The organism is Paenibacillus silvestris (genome assembly GCF_009882985.1).
GTDB lineage: Bacteria > Bacillota > Bacilli > Paenibacillales > NBRC-103111 > Paenibacillus_E > Paenibacillus_E silvestris.
Window position 1 is genome coordinate 706,086 of the sequence record NZ_WTUZ01000020.1, and the last position, 17,195, is coordinate 723,280.

The following is a 17,195-nucleotide window of genomic DNA, read 5'->3' on the forward strand; positions in this document are numbered from 1 at the left end:
CAGCAGCGCAAAGAACCTAGCAATAACTTTCTGCCAGGTTCCTCTTTCATTTCATCTCCTAGATGGTCGCTATAATTTGATCGATCTCCAGCTGCACCCGGACAATCCCTTCCTTACAGGCATCCAGATTGATTTCACACTCCATCTCTTTCTCAAGCACCAAGACAGCCGCTAACAAGGACTCCGCATAAAAATTCGCGGCCACTCCTTTCAGTGTATGCACCATACGCCGAGCAACAGCATCTTCTTGATGGATGAAAGGGGGCAGCAGATTCTCCGTGAAACAAGCATAGTCTTGTTTAAACTTCTCAATCATGTATTGAAAGATGTGGATTTTCTGATCTATATTCCGCAGCACTCGCTCCGTATCTATGCCCTTAATGTGCATTAGCCATTGCAAGTCCTGCCACTTCTCCAGCATATCAGACAGCTGCTTCTCATTCACGGGTTTAACCAAGATGCCATTGAGTCCTAGCTTCAGCATTTGCATCGGGTCTTTCACGAATCCGTTTGCAGTAAGCGCGATGATCGGAATTCGCTGCATGGGCTTTAGCTGCCTTAGCTTTTGCGTTGCCTCATAGCCATCCATCTCCGGCATATGTATATCCATGAGAATAAGCTTCCAGGCGTGCTGCCCTACTCGTTCCAGAACCTCATAGCCATTCTGCGCGATGACAACTTCATAGCCGAGCTGCTGTAGAAGCTGCGTGATCACCAATTGATTGATCTCGTTGTCTTCAGCTACCAGAATGTGCCCCTTGGACTGCAAAAGTGTTCCCTCTGCCATAGATGACTCCTTACTGCTATTACACCTGTTGGGATCAGGCTTCTGCCCACTCAGAACCTGCAAAACCTTCCGCAGCGACAACCTGCTTACCGGTTTTACCAGAACAGCGTCAGCCTTCAATACTTCAGGGAGCTCGCTCATTTCTTCTCTGCCTTCCAGCGTCGTAAGCGCGATGACATGAGTTCGGGAGCGGTCTACCGCATTCAGCACACGCTGCCAGATCGCCTGATGCTGCATGGGATCCATCTGCATATCCAAGAGTATGTAGCGGAAAGCCGATTGGCCTGATCCTCCCTCTCCTTGTTCCAGCGCAGCTAGTAAATCAGATACCTCCAGGACCGTCGTCGCCTGCAGCTGGAAGGAGTCTAGCAGCCCGGAAACATGCTGCGCAGCAATGGGATGATCCTCGGCAACTAGCACACGCTTGTTTTCTTGAAGCAGCAGACGCTGCCTAAATTGAAGGTACATGTCTTCTTCCATCTGCTTATTTCGCCCGAACAACAGACTAAAGTAAAAGCGGCTGCCTGCGCCTAGCCTCGTCTCAACCCTCAGCACGCCTCCCATGGACTGCACGAGATGCTGGCAGATAACGAGCCCGAGGCCTGTGCCTCCGTACCTCCGGCTAGTGGATGTATCCGCTTGCGAGAACGGCAGGAATAGCTGTGACAGCTGTTCCTTAGAGATGCCTATCCCCGTATCCTCCACAGCAAAAGATAGAATCACGCCTTCCTCTGCGTACTCCTCAAGCTGCACTTGAAGCCGGATATGACCCTCTTCCGTAAATTTGATGGCATTATTCGATAAATTAATAAGTACTTGTTCTAATCGAAAGGAGTCCCCGCTGACGATGTCAGGCAAATCCTCTGACGTATCCAACAAAATCTCGATTCGTTTGTTGCCCAGCGATACGCTAGCCAGATCGGCGACCCTTTGGAGCGACTCTTCCAAGGAGAAGTCTACCTTCTCCAAAATTAATTTGCCCGCCTCAATCTTCGAGAAATCCAATATATCGTTAATCGTCGCGAGCAGGACACTCGAAGAGGCGTCCATTTTGCTCAAATAATCCTTCTGCAGCGGTGTTAATTCGGTTCGCTGCAGCAGAAGCGACAGCCCTAAAATGCCATTAAGCGGTGTGCGAATTTCGTGACTCATCCTCGCCAGGAATTGACTTTTGGCCCGGTTGGACTCATCAGCCTCTTCGCGCTTCTTAAGATCTGTAATATCGTGGACCGTGCCGGTAACCCCAATGATTTCTGTTCTTTTCTCATTGAACAGGGGGGATAAAGTAACATTGTAAGCATGCTCAGCGCCATCCGGCAGTAAGAAATTAATAGCGAATTGCTCCGTCTTGCCGTTAATGATCGCCTGTGTGAAGGACCGTTCCCACTTCGGGGGGTTGTCCATCTGAATCACATCGCTCAATTGCTTGCCTTTTACCTGTTCAGGTGTCAGTTGGTACGTTTGATACATTTTATAATTGGCAGAGGCAACGCTTCCATCCAATCGAAACCTGAGAATGAAATCCTCAGAATTTTCCACCAAAGTCCGGAACTGCTCGTCTCTGACCCTAGCTCTCAACTGAGCAGCACGATGCTCTGACACATCCACCGCTGATCCAATTACTTCGCTAACCGCGCCAAATTTAAAGATAGGCTGCAAGGAAACGAGGATCGTAAAGCCTTGGCAGTCGTATTCATAAGTGACTCGTTCCCCTTTCCATGCCTGTTCATAATATTGCTGTAGAAAGTCCATGAACTTGGTTCCTAATTCATTGACTTCGTGCGTTTTTTTCCCGATAAACTGACTGGGTCTCAAACCTAGCTGATAAAGTAATTGACCTTCAATCAATATATATACAAAATGGTCCCGGTGCCTGTGAAATTTAAACGTATAACCCGGCTGTAAGCGCAGCATATCAATGAGTTCCTGTTCCACCTGCCGAATCTGCAGCTTGTACTCCCGGTTGCGGATCAGATAACCAAGAAAACAGGCCACAACCACCACACACACCATTTGGTAGATGAGGTATGTCCATATCAGTTGAAGCGGTGTACGGTACACAGCCCAAACCATTCCATAGTAGAACACATATAAGAACGCTCCCCCGAATAACCATTTGGACCAGTAGGTGCGCATTTTCGAAATCGTAAAGTTGGTTCCTAGAACGGCTGCCAATCCAATAAATAGCAGCGGCAGCTGGATCGAGTTATCTAGCGTGAAACGCCATATCGATAGGATAAAAAAGGTGATAAGGATCGAGGGATATCCTCCCAAATATGCGGCGAGAAGAAAACCTACGCCTCGGAAATTAAGACCTATCTGGCCATCAACCGTCATGCCAAAAAAAACGAGAATGATAACTAGGATGCCATGGGTGAGACCCACATAAACTTTGTAGTACCACGTTGGTTTCTGATCCAATTTCGTCATAATGAAGAATTGCTCAACGAATAGAACAAACACGGTAATAATTGAAAAATTGGTAATCAACTCACGCAGCAGAACAATCACCAGCCTATACTTAAATAACGATCCTGTTTGGTTTGTTTCGCGTATCCGCGTTCAGCATGTGCTCAATGCTCTCCGCCAGAACCGGCTTGCTGAAATAATAGCCCTGCACGAAACGACAGCCGCAGTCCCTTAATACTTGAAGCTCCTCTTCGGTCTCCAGACCCTCGGCCACTACGAGCAGGTTTAAGTTTTTGGCCATCGTAATCACGGTATTCACGATAGCCGCATTCACTTCCCGATGTTTCAAACCCTTAATAAAGGACTGATCTATCTTCAACTTATCGATTGGAAAATCCTTTAAATAGCCTAGCGAACTATATCCGGTGCCAAAGTCATCCATCGCGACGCGCACGCCAAGCTTCTTCAGCTGACTGAGTGCATCTGCGGCCAGATTGACATCCATACTCATGCTCTCTGTAATTTCAAGCTCCAAATACTTCGGCTGTAAGCCTGTTTCCTCTAAAATCTTCTGGATCATCGCGCTAAGCCCGCTATCATTGAACTGACGTCTGGACAGATTAACAGCCATGAATAAATGGGGAAGCCCTGCTTCCTGCCATTTCATACTCTGTGTGCAAGCCTCTCTTAGCACCCATTCTCCGATCTCATGAATCAGGCCGCTTTCTTCCGCTACTGGGATAAAATCGCAAGGAGGCACTTGCCCCAATGACGCATTGTCCCAACGAATTAAGCTCTCAAGACCGACAATCCGGTTCGTATACACGTCAACGACGGGCTGATAAACGAGATGAAACTCCTCATTCGTAATCGCTTTGCGCAAATGAAATTCTATATCCATTCGTCTTTGAAATTGGTCATGCTTCGACTGCAGCGAGCCAGAGAGCGTAGTTTCCACAATTTCTACGGATTTAACAGGAAACTCGTACACCCTTTGAATGCCTTTTACTATCGCCATTTTACAGCGTTCCAGGAAATAGGTCGTCATCGTTTCGTGGGACATTTGCCCTGCAAGCATTTCTATATGAAAATAATCCGCAGCGCCCATCCTCATAGCCTGAATGGTCTGCATGGTACCTTCGGATGTATGCGTACTAAGCACTATAATAGGAACTGGACGATGATTCATAATGAGTTGAAACGCCATAATGCCTGCCATGTCGGCCATCGCCAAATCGATGATCACCAAATCCGGTCTCCCAGCAAGGATGCAGCCCATTGCGGCATTTCCGTGCTTCGCAGTGCCTGTTATGATGAACTGTTCATCTCTCTGAAAGATGGGCAGCAGCCTCTCTCTTACCTCATTAGAATCACTAACAATCAGGACTCCATACCTATTCAAAAGACCCACTTCATTTACACCCCCCACAAGCAATTTCCACAAAAAAACGTATTAACTCCTATTGTACTTTCCACTTATTAGGTAACTTACCTAAATGGTACGTTTTTCTAATCCCTTTTCGCTAACAATTTGCTAACAATTTCCCGATAAAAAGTGTATGAGAGCGATTTACTCTTAAATTTCGACACCTTATAATAGGTTGAGTAGGTAATTTGTTAGGACTTTTGATCCCTCTGTTCATCCATGAAAGGCATTAGAAACTAAACTTAGTTTGGGGGAGTTTATAATTGGACAGGGTGCTTTTAATCGAGGACGATGATATTATCGGCGAAATGGTCTGTATGTATCTGACCGAAGAGAACTTCTTAGTTCTTAGAGCTCATAATGGTCAGGAAGGCCTTGCCGCACTTCGCGAATTTGAACCGGATCTTATTCTTTTGGACCTCATGCTTCCTGATTTTGAAGGCACAGATTTATGCAACTCCTTGCGGGGCTTAACGCCCGTTCCCATTATTATCATCTCTTCTAATTCCAAAGTCAGCGAAAAAGTTGAAGCGTTTACAGTAGGAGCTGACGATTACTTATGCAAGCCTTTTAGCATGCACGAGATGAAGGCCCGCATACAAGCACTTCTGCGTCGCTTCAAACAAGCCCATCCACATGAAGATCCGCTTGTCCAGCAAGTTGTTTCCGTACCGCCTGTTGATTTGAACATTAATTCGGAAAAAAGAACGCTCTATGTGCGAGGCGAACCCGTCGACATGACATTCTCCGAATTCGAGCTCATTCGGCTGCTGTACGAGCACCCTGAACGTGTGTATCGCCGGGAGGATCTGATTAACGCTTTGCGTGGCTTCGACTCCTATGTCAACGATCGTGCTATCGATGTACATATTACGAATTTACGAAGGAAAATTGAAGTCAACCCCAAAGAACCCAAATACATAAAGACGGTCTGGGGTGTAGGCTATAAATTTGTTTTATAAATGAAGAGGCCGTCTCAAGGGTCAGAAATGACCCGAGGGGTGGTCTTTTCTTTAATTCTCGGATATCGTACAAATAGCCTCCTGTAGTTCCCTTCGTCTTGCCCCATTTTGTCGGATAACCATGCAATCTGTTGTAATATGATATCCAAGAAACTTTTTCCATATTTTTAACATAAATTGGTTGACATAGAAAACATTAATCATTTATTATTGGACTTCTGAGGCCTTTATTTATAAGAAAAAATCATATATACATCAAATGGCACTTAACTAGACAGGGATTCACAGTTCGATAACCATTACTAAAGGGACAAACAGGTGAACTCTTATGAATAGTGATAAATTAATTTTGGATTTGGGCAGTCATAGCGCCAAGGTATTCAAGAAATCAGAAATTGGCATCGAGCAAGTGGATGTTCTTACATGGGAGCTCTTGGAGAGCGAAGTCAACCTGCCATCGATTGAAGACCAGCTTAAGTCTTTGCTGTCCACACAAGGCTCCTACGTAGAGGGTGCGCCTCCTAGTAACGTTGAGGCCTTCGGGACGGAAGCCATGCGGCAGTCGCCGCGTCTCTCTGGGCATATGGAGGAGATCTGCCGAAATCTGCGGATCGCTTATCGGACGATCAGCCAGAAGGAAGAAGCGGAACTGCTGCGAAGAGCAATTAGCGAATCGGATATCCCTAGCTATCTTGACGTCATCAATGTTGGAAGCAGCAGGATTCAGATTATTACGAAGGAGTGCGAGGCTCCTTATCTCATTCCTTTCGGTATTTCGGATTTGAATCAGGAATTTCAGTTACTTGGAGAACCCCATCAGAGGCAGATTACTACATGCATCAAATGGCTCTCCTCCCGCTTACCCGCATCGCTGGGGCAATTCGCTTATACGGGCGGTGAGAAGTCCTATCTGCGCCATTTCCAGATCGAGCTTGAACAGGATATCTACTGCTCAAGAAGCGATTTCACCAAACTCGCACGCCAACTGGCTCTGCTAGAGCTTTCGGCTTTAGAAAACAATTCCCCCTTCGATCCAAAATGGATGCGCGGTGCCATCGCCTCGAATTGTGTCGTCCTTGCCGGGCTGATTAAATCAGGCACCAGCAAATTTATGCCTTCCGACCTGAATATCACCCACGGCTTTATGAATCAATTATAATCGTGCAGCATGTCACCAAAAGGGTGCCCTAAGGCACCCTTTTGACCAAATCTTAGTGAAAATTTGATGTTATCAAAACCTACCAACTCACCGCGTATTATATAATACAGTGTACATTAGTTAATCATAATTTCATCTACTGATTGGTGGGTCCTCACATATGGCACAAACGATGAAAGCAGCGCTGATCAAGACATACAACGGGGTTTCGGGCATTGAATTCGGCGAAACGGTCATTCCCCAGATAGACAGTAACGAAGTACTCATCAAGGTGCATGCAGCCTCTATTAACCCCGCGGACATCTTATTTCTTTCCGGTAATTATGGCATTAAACGCGCATTGCCATCAGTCGGCGGAATGGAAGGGTGCGGAACGGTCATTGCAACGGGCAATAGCCTCGTAGCCCGCATGCTGAAGGGCAAACGTGTTGCCTTCGTATCCGAGGTTTACGGCTCCTGGTCGGAATATACCAAAGCAAGTGCGATGACTTGCATGGTTCTGCCCGACCACGTAACGGACGAGCAAGGTGCTGTCTTCTTCGTCAATCCGGCAAGCGCCATGGCGATGGTGAAGATCGCGAAGCAGCACAAGTCCAAAGCGATCGTGCAAACGGCCGGAGCCAGCGCACTCGGCAGAATTCTAGTACAACTAGGCAAGGAGAACGGCCTAGCCGTCATAAGTGTTGTGCGCAAAGATGAGCATGCGCAGCTCCTTAGAGAGATAGGCGGGCAGCATATCGTGAACAGCAGCTCTCCAGCCTTCGCAGACGAACTCAAACGGAAGACTCATGACCTTGGAGCTACCGTATGCTTCGACGCCGTAGGTGGGGACCTGACAGGTACCGTGCTTTCAGCGCTGCCGGACGGTTCCACGCTGTTTCAATACGGCCTGCTGGGAGGAAGCACAACAACGATCAACGCAGATGATCTTGTTTTCCGCCGGAAGCGGATCACGGGCTTCTGGGCGTCCGACTGGGTGAAGACCCAATCCATCTTTGAGCTGCTCTCGCTGCAAGGCTCCATGAAGAAATCGGTCGGATCGCAGATCCAGACCGAGATTAGCCAAACCTTCTCGCTCCGTCAGACGGTGGATGCCATAGAGCAATACGCGGCCAACATGACCTCAGGCAAAGTACTGCTGCTGCCTGTATAGGTGAATAAAACAAAGACTGTCCTCCAAGTAGCGCAAACTACTTGAGGGACAGTCTTTTTTGCTGAGAGAGACCTCGCTGAGAGAGACCGCCACGGCCGTATGAGGAACTACGGTCCGTTATTTAGATGAAATCTACTAATTTCATCTTCCGGGCGGAACTACAGGCGCTTATTTGCCCAGAAACCATAGGTTTTCTGGCAAACTGGCCGGAATAGAGGAACGTAGTTCCTACTGCCTAGCGCAATGCCACATTGGCAGTGAAATAGCGGACCGTAGTTCCTCTTCATTTCCCTGGGTATTGGGTCTACTAGATCTCCGTAATAATCGTAAGAATCACGGGTCTCCGGCCCGTTTTCTCATAAAAGAAACGCCCCAGCACTTCCTTCACATTCATCTTCAGCACATTCCATTGGTTAAGCGGCTCCTGCCCCGATTGCAGCCTGTTCACCGTATCTGCGGCCAGAATGCTCGCTCGATCTATGAGATCCTCCGACTCACGCACATAGACGAATCCTCGCGAGATAATATCGGGTCCTGATAGAATTTTGCCATCCGTTTTGCTGAGAAGAAGAAACACGATAAGGATCCCATCCTCCGAAAGCTGCTTCCGGTCACGCAAAACAACATTCCCGACATCGCCCAAACCGTCAACGAGTGTATTGCCCGCCGTGACTTTGCGGCTTTGCGTCGCAGCTGCTTCTTTGATATCTACCACATCGCCATTGTTCAGTATGAAAATGTTCGCAGGCTCGACGCCAACAGACTCCGCCAGAATGCGGTGCTGATGAAGCATCCGATATTCGCCATGAATCGGAATGAAATACTTCGGTTTCATGAGCGTCAGCATTAATTTGAGCTCTTCCTGACTGCCATGGCCAGAAACATGCATGCCCGTCACTGAGCTTGAGCCGTAAATAACCTCCGCCCCAAGGCTAAATAAATGGTCTACCGTCTTGGAGACATTGCGCTCATTCCCCGGAATCGGCGATGAGGATAGGATGACCGTGTCGCCCCGATGGATCTCTACATTCCTGTAGTTCGAGCGGGATAGCCGCGATAAAGCGGCCATTGGCTCTCCCTGGCTGCCCGTGCAGAGAATGGCAACCCGATCGGATGCCAGGCTGCCGATCTCTGCCGCCTCCACCAGCATCCCATCAGGGAGCGTCAAATAGCCTAGCTCGGAGGCGATTCTCACGACATTGACCATACTGCGGCCCAGCAAGGCTAACCTGCGATTCGTCGCTTGCGCGGCATCGATTACCTGCTGAAGCCTATGGACATTGGAGGCGAAGGTGGCGATGAACACTTTTTGCTTCGCTTTATGAAAGGCCTCTTCGATATGCTTCCCAACCTGGCTTTCCGAAGGTGTATACCCCGGACGCTCCGCATTCGTGCTCTCAGATAGAAGAAGCATGACTCCCTTCGAGCCAATGTCCGCCATTTTATGAATATCCGGATACTGATTATTGACCGGTGTAAGGTCGAATTTGAAATCTCCCGTATGGACAACCGCTCCCTCGGGCGTATGAAAAACAACCCCAAGACAATCAGGGATGCTGTGATTGGTTTTGAAAAAAGTGGACGTGATGCCCCCAAGCGCAATCTTGGAATCGGAGGTGATCTCGATAAGCTTGGTATTGGCTAGCAAACCAGCCTCTCTCAGCTTCACTTGGATGAGCCCCAGCGTTAGGCGCGTTGCATAGATGGGTACATTGATTTGTTTGCGTATGTAGGGAATACCCCCGATATGATCCTCGTGCCCATGCGTAATGACCAGAGCACGGACCCTATCGCTATTTTCAAGCAAATAGGTAATATCAGGCACGATAAGATCCACGCCAAGCAGTGTTTCATCCGGGAATTTAGAGCCGCAGTCAATCACGATGATGTCATTTGCATATTCGACGACATACATGTTTTTGCCGATTTCATTAATGCCGCCTAAGGAGAAGACCGATAATTGCGCGTCCAGCTTGGTCACCTTACTTACCCCCTGTGTCACTTTCATTTGCGTTAATTTCCCACAAGTGGTGTAAGGCTATGCAAGATGGTGCTATTCCTGCCAAGCAAAGCGGTATCCAATGCCTGGCTCTGTCAAAATATAGCGGGGTCTTGTCGAATCTTCTTCGATTTTCTTCCGCAAATGGCCGACATATACCCTCAGATATTGACTGTCGGATTCATACTGTGAACCGCCCCATACTTGCTTGAGCAATTGACGATGCGTCATTACGCGACCGGCATTGAGGGCAAGCACTTTTAGCAAATCATACTCGGTAGGCGTCAGCTTGAGTTTCTCCCCCTGAAGTTCAACGACCCGCTGGGATAAATCAATAACCAAATCCCCTAGTTTCAGCACCGGTTCATCTTGTGTCTTAGCGATATGGCGTAAAGCGACCCGCATACGAGCCATGAATTCTCCCATGCCAAACGGCTTCGTCACATAATCATCGGCTCCCCGGTCTAAGGCAGCCACCTTATCCTGCTCCTGATCTTGGGCCGTTAGAATAATGATCGGCACCTGCGACCACTCACGAATATGCTTTAGCACTTCCATCCCTGTCATATCAGGCAAGCCGAGGTCCAGCACGATGAGGTCTGGCCGAACCATCGTAGCCTGCAATAAGCCTTCCTGCCCCGTAGCGGCCTCCGTCACATCGAAGCCATGCGCATTCAACGTAACTCGCAACAGCTTGCGAATTTGCGCTTCATCATCAATAATTAAAATTTTCGCCCCAGTTGCTGTCATGCTTATCCCCCTGTTTCTCAGCGAATTGTAATGGCAAACTAATATGAATAGCCGTTCCTTTGGGTTCATTTCTGTGTGCTGTGATTTGCCCGCCATGGGCTTCTACGATGCTTTTGCAGATCGCGAGCCCGAGTCCTGTTCCGGGAATATGTTTGGTTAATTGTCCCCTATAGAACTTTTCGAATATACGATCCAAGTCACCTGCCGCAATGCCTGCGCCTTCATCCTTAATCGTCAATTCAAGCATTTCTCGGCGCTGAGCCGCTTCAATGACGATTTCACTTCCTTCCGGCGAATACTTGATGGCATTGCTGATTACATTAATAAGTACTTGTTCAATCAGCACATCATCCAGCGGGACGGAGGGAAGATCAGGCGCAAGTCGAATGCTCACCTTTCTATTCAGCAAAGCATCCTTCAGCTGAGAAAGTGCAACGCCTACGACATCCTCGATCCCGCACCATTGCTTATTTAACCGGAGCATGCCGCTCTCAATCCGAACCATGCCGAGCAAGTTGCCGACCAGCCTATTCATCCGTGTTGAACCCTCACGAATAGTCAGCAGCAGCTCGCGTCGGTCTTCAGGGCTAAATACAGCCTCGCTCTCCAGCAGCCCCGTCACAGAGCCTATGATCGTAGCTAGCGGCGTTCGCAGCTCGTGAGAGAGCGAATCCAGCAGCGCGGTCCGCAGCTTCTCAGACTCGGCCGTCAGCTGCGCGACTTTCGCTTCATTAGCCAGCTTGACGCGAGAAATCGCTACAGCAACCAAATCCGAGAGCGCTTCGATGATACGTATAAGCTCCGGCATCTCTTCTAACGATCGGTCCCCGACATACACAGCTAATACACCGTGTACTTGACGATCTGTTTCGAAGGGGACGTAAAGCGTAGACGACTCCCTCAACGAATGTGTGCCACGCCCTGCGCTCGCATGATGATTGTAAACCCAAGCTGCGATAGACAAGTGGGATTCATCTGTCGCCCACTCACTCCCGTCCTTGGAATAGGCTTCTACTTGCTGTTCCCCGCCCGGATTCGGCAATAGAATCGCAGCTTTTGCATTCAATGCTTCCGAGACATGCAGCACGATTTGATTAAGCAGTACCTCTAAATCCGAAATCGCTGTAATCTTGCGGCTTAGCGCATACAGTGCAGCCGTACTCGCTTCTTTCTGCTGAGCTTGATGGATCTGATTGCGAAGCTTCGAAGCCAAGCTTGCTGTAAGGGCGGCAACCGAAATAAAGACAAGAAATGAGATCAAATAGCGTAAATCCGCAACTGTGAGACTAAACACAGGAGGGACAAATAAGAAATCTAAGGATAAGACGCCCATTGCTGCAGCAAAAAAGGAAGGTCCCCTTCCCCAGCGCACAGCGCTGAAAAGGACAGGAAGCAAGTAGAAAAGAGAAATGTTCACCAAGCCTAAAAAGTCACCAAGAACTTGTAAAACCAAGGTCACGACGACAATAAAAAGAGCTGTAATCACGTATGACTTCCAGCTGATCCAACCATTTGTTTTGTTCATCATACTCTCATTTTACCTTATTTCCTGCGGATTGCCACAAATCATAATCAGCTACAATTAACACATCCATCTGGGAAGCTAGCGGCAGCAGCTTTTTGACTGTGGTATCTTTCCACACAATAATTTGCGTAGCCCCTGCCAAGCTTGCTTGAGATGCGAACATGGCTGGGATGGCTTTGCGACTCATCACTTCTTGATACACAAACTCGCCACCAAGCCTAACCGTAAGCCTCTCTAAAGTTTCTAGCTTAGACTTCCACTGCTCTGCGTTCCCCACGTCTATAAAGCTTACATACCAAGTCGCTTTAAGCCTGTGCGCGATGCGAAATCCCCGGCGAATTAAGCGGTCAGCTTGTGATATTTCCGTGATACAGACGTAAATCACTTCTTTTCTCCGCCATGGACCGCGGAGCGAGCTCTTGCGTTCCATAGATTCCAACCGCTCATCTACATCATCAGCAATTTCACGCAAGGCTAACTCCCGGAGAGCGATCAGATTGCCAGTTTTAAAAAAGTTATTCAACGCTTGATCTACCTTGACCATGGCATAAATCCTGCCTTCCCTCATACGAAGCTGTAGGGCTTCAGGAGCCACATCAATTAGCTGCACTTCATCGGCTGCCCGAAGAATACTGTCCGGCACCGTTTCACGAACCCGAATGCCCGTAATTTGCTCCACGGCGTCATTTAAGCTCTCCAAATGCTGTACATTTACCGTTGCAATGACGGATATGCCTGCTTCCAAGATATCCAGCACATCTTCATACCTTTTTTTATATTTACTTCCAGGTACATTCGAATGGGCTAATTCATCCACCAGAATGACTTCAGGCCGCGCTTTTATAATAGCTTCCGTATCCATTTCCTCAAGCTTTACACCTTGATAGGCAATTTCTGCCCGCGGCATAATGGTTAGTTCTCCAATCTGTTCGATCGTGCCCTTTCTTCCGTGCGTTTCAAGCAACCCGATTTTCACATCAATGCCCTTTTTGAGCAAATCATTGCCTTCGCGCAGCATAGTGTACGTTTTCCCTACGCCTGGGGCGGCTCCAATATAGACTTTGAACCTCCCTCGTTTGATTTTTTCAATTTTTGCTTGGACTTCTTGATTGCTAAGACGCTTATATTTGTACGGCTCCTTCGACACTTGCATATGAGTAGGAAGAATGCGCTCCCCATCCCGAGAGGCACGATCAGCAACCAGAAACACATCGATATTCTTGACTCTTTTCAAAATGCCATTGATCACAGACCCTTGCCAAAAAGTTTGCCACTTGCTTTGTTTGGAATGCCCTAAGACAATACGAGTAACTTTATGATGAATGGCATAACTAACTAAAGCCTTAGGAATACAACGGCGCATTCGCAGCGGCAGCTCCTCGAATTTGCCGCCTACTTTTTCAACAAGCTTCATGATGGACCTTCGAAAAGCAGCCGCTTCCTTCGAGAGCGGTTTATTGAATTTACGCAGTGTCACAACATGAAGATCACCGTTCAATCGCTTGGCAATCTGTTGACCTCTCCGCACATAAATGGAGCCATTCCAATGATATTGGGCAGTTACGAGAATGCGCTCTGTCGCCCCTGACGGACCTAGAATCCCCATCTGCTCACGATGCGCTTCCAGGGAGTCATTCACGTCCTCTGCAACAAGACGCAAGGCCAGTTCTCTTAGTACGCCTAAGTTACCTCGCTTGAATAGCGCAGAATCTTTATTCCCCTTGAGATGGCCTTCTTCCAGTCGATTAAGAATCATTTCGGGCGTTGCATCAATTAATCGAACCTCATCAGCCAGCTCCAGCGTATCTGAGGGCACACAATGGCCCACTTCAATACCTGTTAACTTATGAGCAACATCCCTCGTGGCAGCCAGCTCATACACATTCACAGTGGTAATCACACTAATATTATTGGCGAGTAGAAATTTAATATCATCTAAGCGCTTAGGGAACCGGGCATCTGGTCGATTAAGATGGGCCAGCCCGTCTACGAGGACAACCTCGGGATTTCTCTCCATTAATGCGTCCAGATTTAAATCTTTTTGCTCAACGCCGTCTTTCATCCAATGAATGCTCGGCACTCTCTCCAAATCTCCTAATTGTTCCACGGTTTCTGGCCTTTGCAGGGTTGATACTGCGCAGATGACCACGTCAATCCCCTGCTGCCTCAGATTATGCCCTTCCCGCAGCATATGGTACGTCTTTCCTGAGCCGCTGACCGCACCGATATATATTTTCAGGCTTCCACGATGTAATTTGGAGATGGATAATAGAATCTCTTCCGGCGTTTTTCTTTTGAAACCGTCCAATCCAGCACCACTCCTTTCTCCTCAAAATGACGCAGAAACCACTCTCGACCTATCGAGAGTGGTTGCCTGCTACTTACAACTTCACTTGTTTTAGCAGCTCTATATTCAGTTCAGTTACATTCACCCTTGGCTCACCGAGAAAACCGAGCTGTCTGCTTTTTGTAAACTGATCAACGAGACCGTTAAGCACGTTCTCTGCAATTCCCGTTTCTTTACTGATTCTAGGCACTTGTGCCTTAGCCCCTTCCGGTGACAAATCCGGATCGAAGCCCGAGCCAGACATCGTGACTAAATCAGCAGGAATATCGGTTAAGCTTGGATTTTCCTTCTTCAAATCATCAATCTTTTCGGCCAACGAAGCCGCATAATCGCTTGAAGCTACCGCCGTATTGGAGCCTGAGGAAGCTGTCGGATCATACTTGGCTGTAGATACCCTCGGATGAAACAACTTAGGGGACTCGAAGCCTTGAGCCAGTAATTCCGAGCCAATGACCGTTCCGCCGGATTCGATCAGACTTCCATCCGCTTGCTTGGGGAATAAGACTTGAGCTACACCTGTCGTAACAAGCGGATAGATGAGCCCGCAAACGATCATGAACAATATAGATACACGAATTGCTACGAAAACCGATTTCATGACGCTATCTCCTCGTTTCTCTTTCTCTTTAAACGATATTCAGTCCGTGAAGTACCATATCAATGATTTTAATCCCAATGAAAGGTACGACCACACCACCAATACCATACAGCAGCACATTGCGAGACAATAATCGATCCGCTGACATCGCGCGATATTTAACGCCCTTCATCGCTATTGGAATCAGCAGCGGAATGATAATGGCATTGAAAATTAAAGCAGATAGAATAGCTGATTCCGGCGATGCCAGATTCATAATATTCAAGGCCTGCAGCTGCGGCATAGCTAGGATAAACATCGCAGGAATAATCGCGAAGTATTTAGCGATATCATTTGCGATGGAGAACGTCGTTAAAGCTCCACGCGTGATCAGCAGCTGTTTCCCGATGGAAATAACAGAAAGCAGTTTCGTTGGATCCGAATCCAGATCGATCATGTTGGCAGCTTCCTTCGCAGCCATCGTACCTGAATTCATCGCCAAACCTACGTCCGCTTGTGCCAGTGCAGGCGCATCGTTCGTTCCGTCGCCTGTCATCGCTACGAGCTTGCCTTCTTGCTGTTCCTTTTTAATCGCAGCAATTTTATCTTCCGGTTTCGCCTCTGCAATAAACTCGTCTACGCCCGCTTCAAGAGCGATCGTTGCAGCTGTCAGTGGGTTATCCCCTGTACACATCACGGTTTTGATACCCATTGCACGCAGCTCGGCAAAGCGCTCCTTCAAGCCAGGTTTTACCGTATCTTTGAGGTAAATAACACCATATATTCGCTCATTAATCGCCACTGCGAGCGGAGTGCCTCCGGCCTTAGCAATTCGGTTCGTAATTGTCTCTAAATCATTAGGAATTTTGCCGCCTAAAGCTGTTACATATTTTTTGATCGCGTCAACCGCGCCTTTACGAACTTTGGAGCCTCCGACGAGATTAAGCCCTGACATACGTGTCTCAGCCGTGAACTCGACAACTTCCGCACCTTCGTACGCACTCGTTTGCCATGATTCGCCAAGTTTATTGGCAAGCTCTACAATGGAGCGTCCTTCTGGTGTTTCATCTTTGACTGAAGCTTGCAGGGAAGCAAACGTGACGTCTTTGGCCGTTACACCATTTACAGGAACGAATTCGGACGCCATCCGATTCCCGAATGTAATGGTCCCCGTTTTATCCAAAATCATCGTATCAATGTCGCCTGCAGCTTCAACCGCCTTACCAGACATCGCCAGAACATTAAACTGCGTTACACGGTCCATACCGGCAATACCGATTGCGGATAAGAGGCCGCCGATTGTTGTCGGAATGAGACAAACCAGCAGAGCGATCAGCGTGGAAATCTCTAATTTAACATTTAAATACTGTGCCATCGGCACCATCGTCATAATGACGATCAGGAAGATCAGCGTCAATACAGCAAGCAGTGTCGTTAACGCGATTTCGTTCGGCGTTTTTTGCCGTTTGGCACCTTCAACGAGCGCAATCATGCGGTCTAAGAAAGACTCGCCGGGATCAGTCGTCACTTTGACAACGATATAGTCAGACGCTACCCGGGTACCGCCAGTTACCGAGGAAAAGTCGCCACCCGCTTCTTTAATAACAGGAGCAGACTCACCTGTAATAGCCGACTCATCAATGGAGGCTAAGCCTTCAATGATTTCCCCATCGGAAGGGATGATCTCACCGATTTCAATGCGAACGACATCGCCCTTACGCAGTGTCGTGGAGGACACTTCCTTATAGGAGCCGTCTTTTTGAACCAGACGAGCCTTCGTATCAGACTTCGTTTTCCGCAACGAATCAGCCTGAGCTTTACCTCGCCCTTCCGCCAGCGCTTCCGCAAAGTTAGCGAAAAGCAGTGTGAAGAGCAAAATGAGAAAGACCGCGATATTATAAGCCCTGCCTACTTCTGTCGAGCCAAATAGATCAGGAGCAAGTGATAACAGCAAGGTTATGACGGTTCCTACCTCAACCACGAACATAACCGGATTCTTAATCATTACCGCTGGATTCAGTTTCTTGAATGAATCCACGATAGCTTGATTGACAATTTCTTTTGATAATGTTTTTTTACGTTCCACTGCCATGTAAATCCT

Annotated in this window: 11 protein-coding genes; 3 read left to right on the forward strand and 8 right to left on the reverse strand. The window is 47.9% G+C overall.

Annotated features, from left to right (window positions below):
- Nucleotides 1-58: 58 nt before the first annotated feature.
- On the reverse strand, nt 59-3,298 hold the full coding sequence (locus GQF01_RS18400; RefSeq protein WP_161408171.1) for a response regulator: 3,240 nt from the start codon (nt 3,296-3,298) through the stop codon (nt 59-61).
- A gap of 10 nt (nt 3,299-3,308) precedes the next feature.
- Entirely contained in the window at nt 3,309-4,607 is a 1,299-nt protein-coding gene (locus GQF01_RS18405; protein WP_161408172.1) for an EAL domain-containing protein, read from the reverse strand.
- A gap of 287 nt (nt 4,608-4,894) precedes the next feature.
- Between GQF01_RS18405 and GQF01_RS18410 the strand changes: the two genes are divergently transcribed.
- From GQF01_RS18410 to GQF01_RS18420, 3 genes are all read left to right on the forward strand, one after another.
- Complete coding sequence (locus tag GQF01_RS18410) at nt 4,895-5,584, forward strand: response regulator transcription factor (RefSeq protein ID WP_328803483.1); 690 nt, start codon at nt 4,895-4,897, stop codon at nt 5,582-5,584.
- Nucleotides 5,585-5,912: 328 nt separating this feature from the next.
- The gene (locus GQF01_RS18415) at nt 5,913-6,743 is read left to right on the forward strand and encodes an exopolyphosphatase (protein WP_161408174.1); all 831 of its coding nucleotides are present in this window, start codon (nt 5,913-5,915) and stop codon (nt 6,741-6,743) included.
- A gap of 160 nt (nt 6,744-6,903) precedes the next feature.
- Nucleotides 6,904-7,896, forward strand: coding sequence for a zinc-binding dehydrogenase (locus GQF01_RS18420; RefSeq protein WP_161408175.1), 993 nt, complete (start codon nt 6,904-6,906; stop codon nt 7,894-7,896).
- A gap of 307 nt (nt 7,897-8,203) precedes the next feature.
- Here GQF01_RS18420 and GQF01_RS18425 read toward each other — a convergent pair whose 3' ends face one another.
- The 6 genes from GQF01_RS18425 to kdpB all read right to left on the reverse strand — a co-directional run bounded on the left by GQF01_RS18425 (nt 8,204) and on the right by kdpB (nt 17,186).
- On the reverse strand, nt 8,204-9,877 hold the full coding sequence (locus tag GQF01_RS18425) for a ribonuclease J (protein ID WP_328803480.1): 1,674 nt from the start codon (nt 9,875-9,877) through the stop codon (nt 8,204-8,206).
- Between the two features lie 72 nt (nt 9,878-9,949).
- Nucleotides 9,950-10,645, reverse strand: a complete 696-nt coding sequence (locus tag GQF01_RS18430) for a response regulator (RefSeq protein ID WP_161408177.1) — start codon at nt 10,643-10,645, stop codon at nt 9,950-9,952.
- On the reverse strand, nt 10,611-12,170 hold the full coding sequence (locus GQF01_RS18435) for an ATP-binding protein (protein ID WP_161408253.1): 1,560 nt from the start codon (nt 12,168-12,170) through the stop codon (nt 10,611-10,613). Before GQF01_RS18435 ends, GQF01_RS18430 begins: the two co-directional genes overlap by 35 nt.
- A gap of 7 nt (nt 12,171-12,177) precedes the next feature.
- Entirely contained in the window at nt 12,178-14,478 is a 2,301-nt protein-coding gene (locus GQF01_RS18440) for a histidine kinase (RefSeq protein ID WP_161408178.1), read from the reverse strand.
- Between the two features lie 73 nt (nt 14,479-14,551).
- Nucleotides 14,552-15,115 (reverse strand): potassium-transporting ATPase subunit KdpC, encoded by a 564-nt coding sequence (gene kdpC, locus GQF01_RS18445; RefSeq protein WP_161408179.1) that lies wholly within the window; start codon nt 15,113-15,115, stop codon nt 14,552-14,554.
- A 28-nt stretch (nt 15,116-15,143) separates the two neighbouring features.
- Nucleotides 15,144-17,186 carry a potassium-transporting ATPase subunit KdpB gene (kdpB, locus tag GQF01_RS18450; protein WP_161408180.1) on the reverse strand — a complete coding sequence of 681 codons (2,043 nt, stop codon included), beginning with the start codon at nt 17,184-17,186 and terminating at the stop codon, nt 15,144-15,146.
- Nucleotides 17,187-17,195 lie beyond the last annotated feature (9 nt).

Coding starts and splice junctions, on each gene's coding strand:
- GQF01_RS18415 (WP_161408174.1), top strand. CDS start 5,913: ATGAATAGTGATAAATTAATTTTGGATTTGGGCAGTCATAGCGCCAAG.
- GQF01_RS18420 (WP_161408175.1), top strand. CDS start 6,904: ATGGCACAAACGATGAAAGCAGCGCTGATCAAGACATACAACGGGGTT.
- GQF01_RS18430 (WP_161408177.1), bottom strand. CDS start 10,645: ATGACAGCAACTGGGGCGAAAATTTTAATTATTGATGATGAAGCGCAA.
- GQF01_RS18435 (WP_161408253.1), bottom strand. CDS start 12,170: ATGAACAAAACAAATGGTTGGATCAGCTGGAAGTCATACGTGATTACA.
- kdpC (WP_161408179.1), bottom strand. CDS start 15,115: ATGAAATCGGTTTTCGTAGCAATTCGTGTATCTATATTGTTCATGATC.
- kdpB (WP_161408180.1), bottom strand. CDS start 17,186: ATGGCAGTGGAACGTAAAAAAACATTATCAAAAGAAATTGTCAATCAA.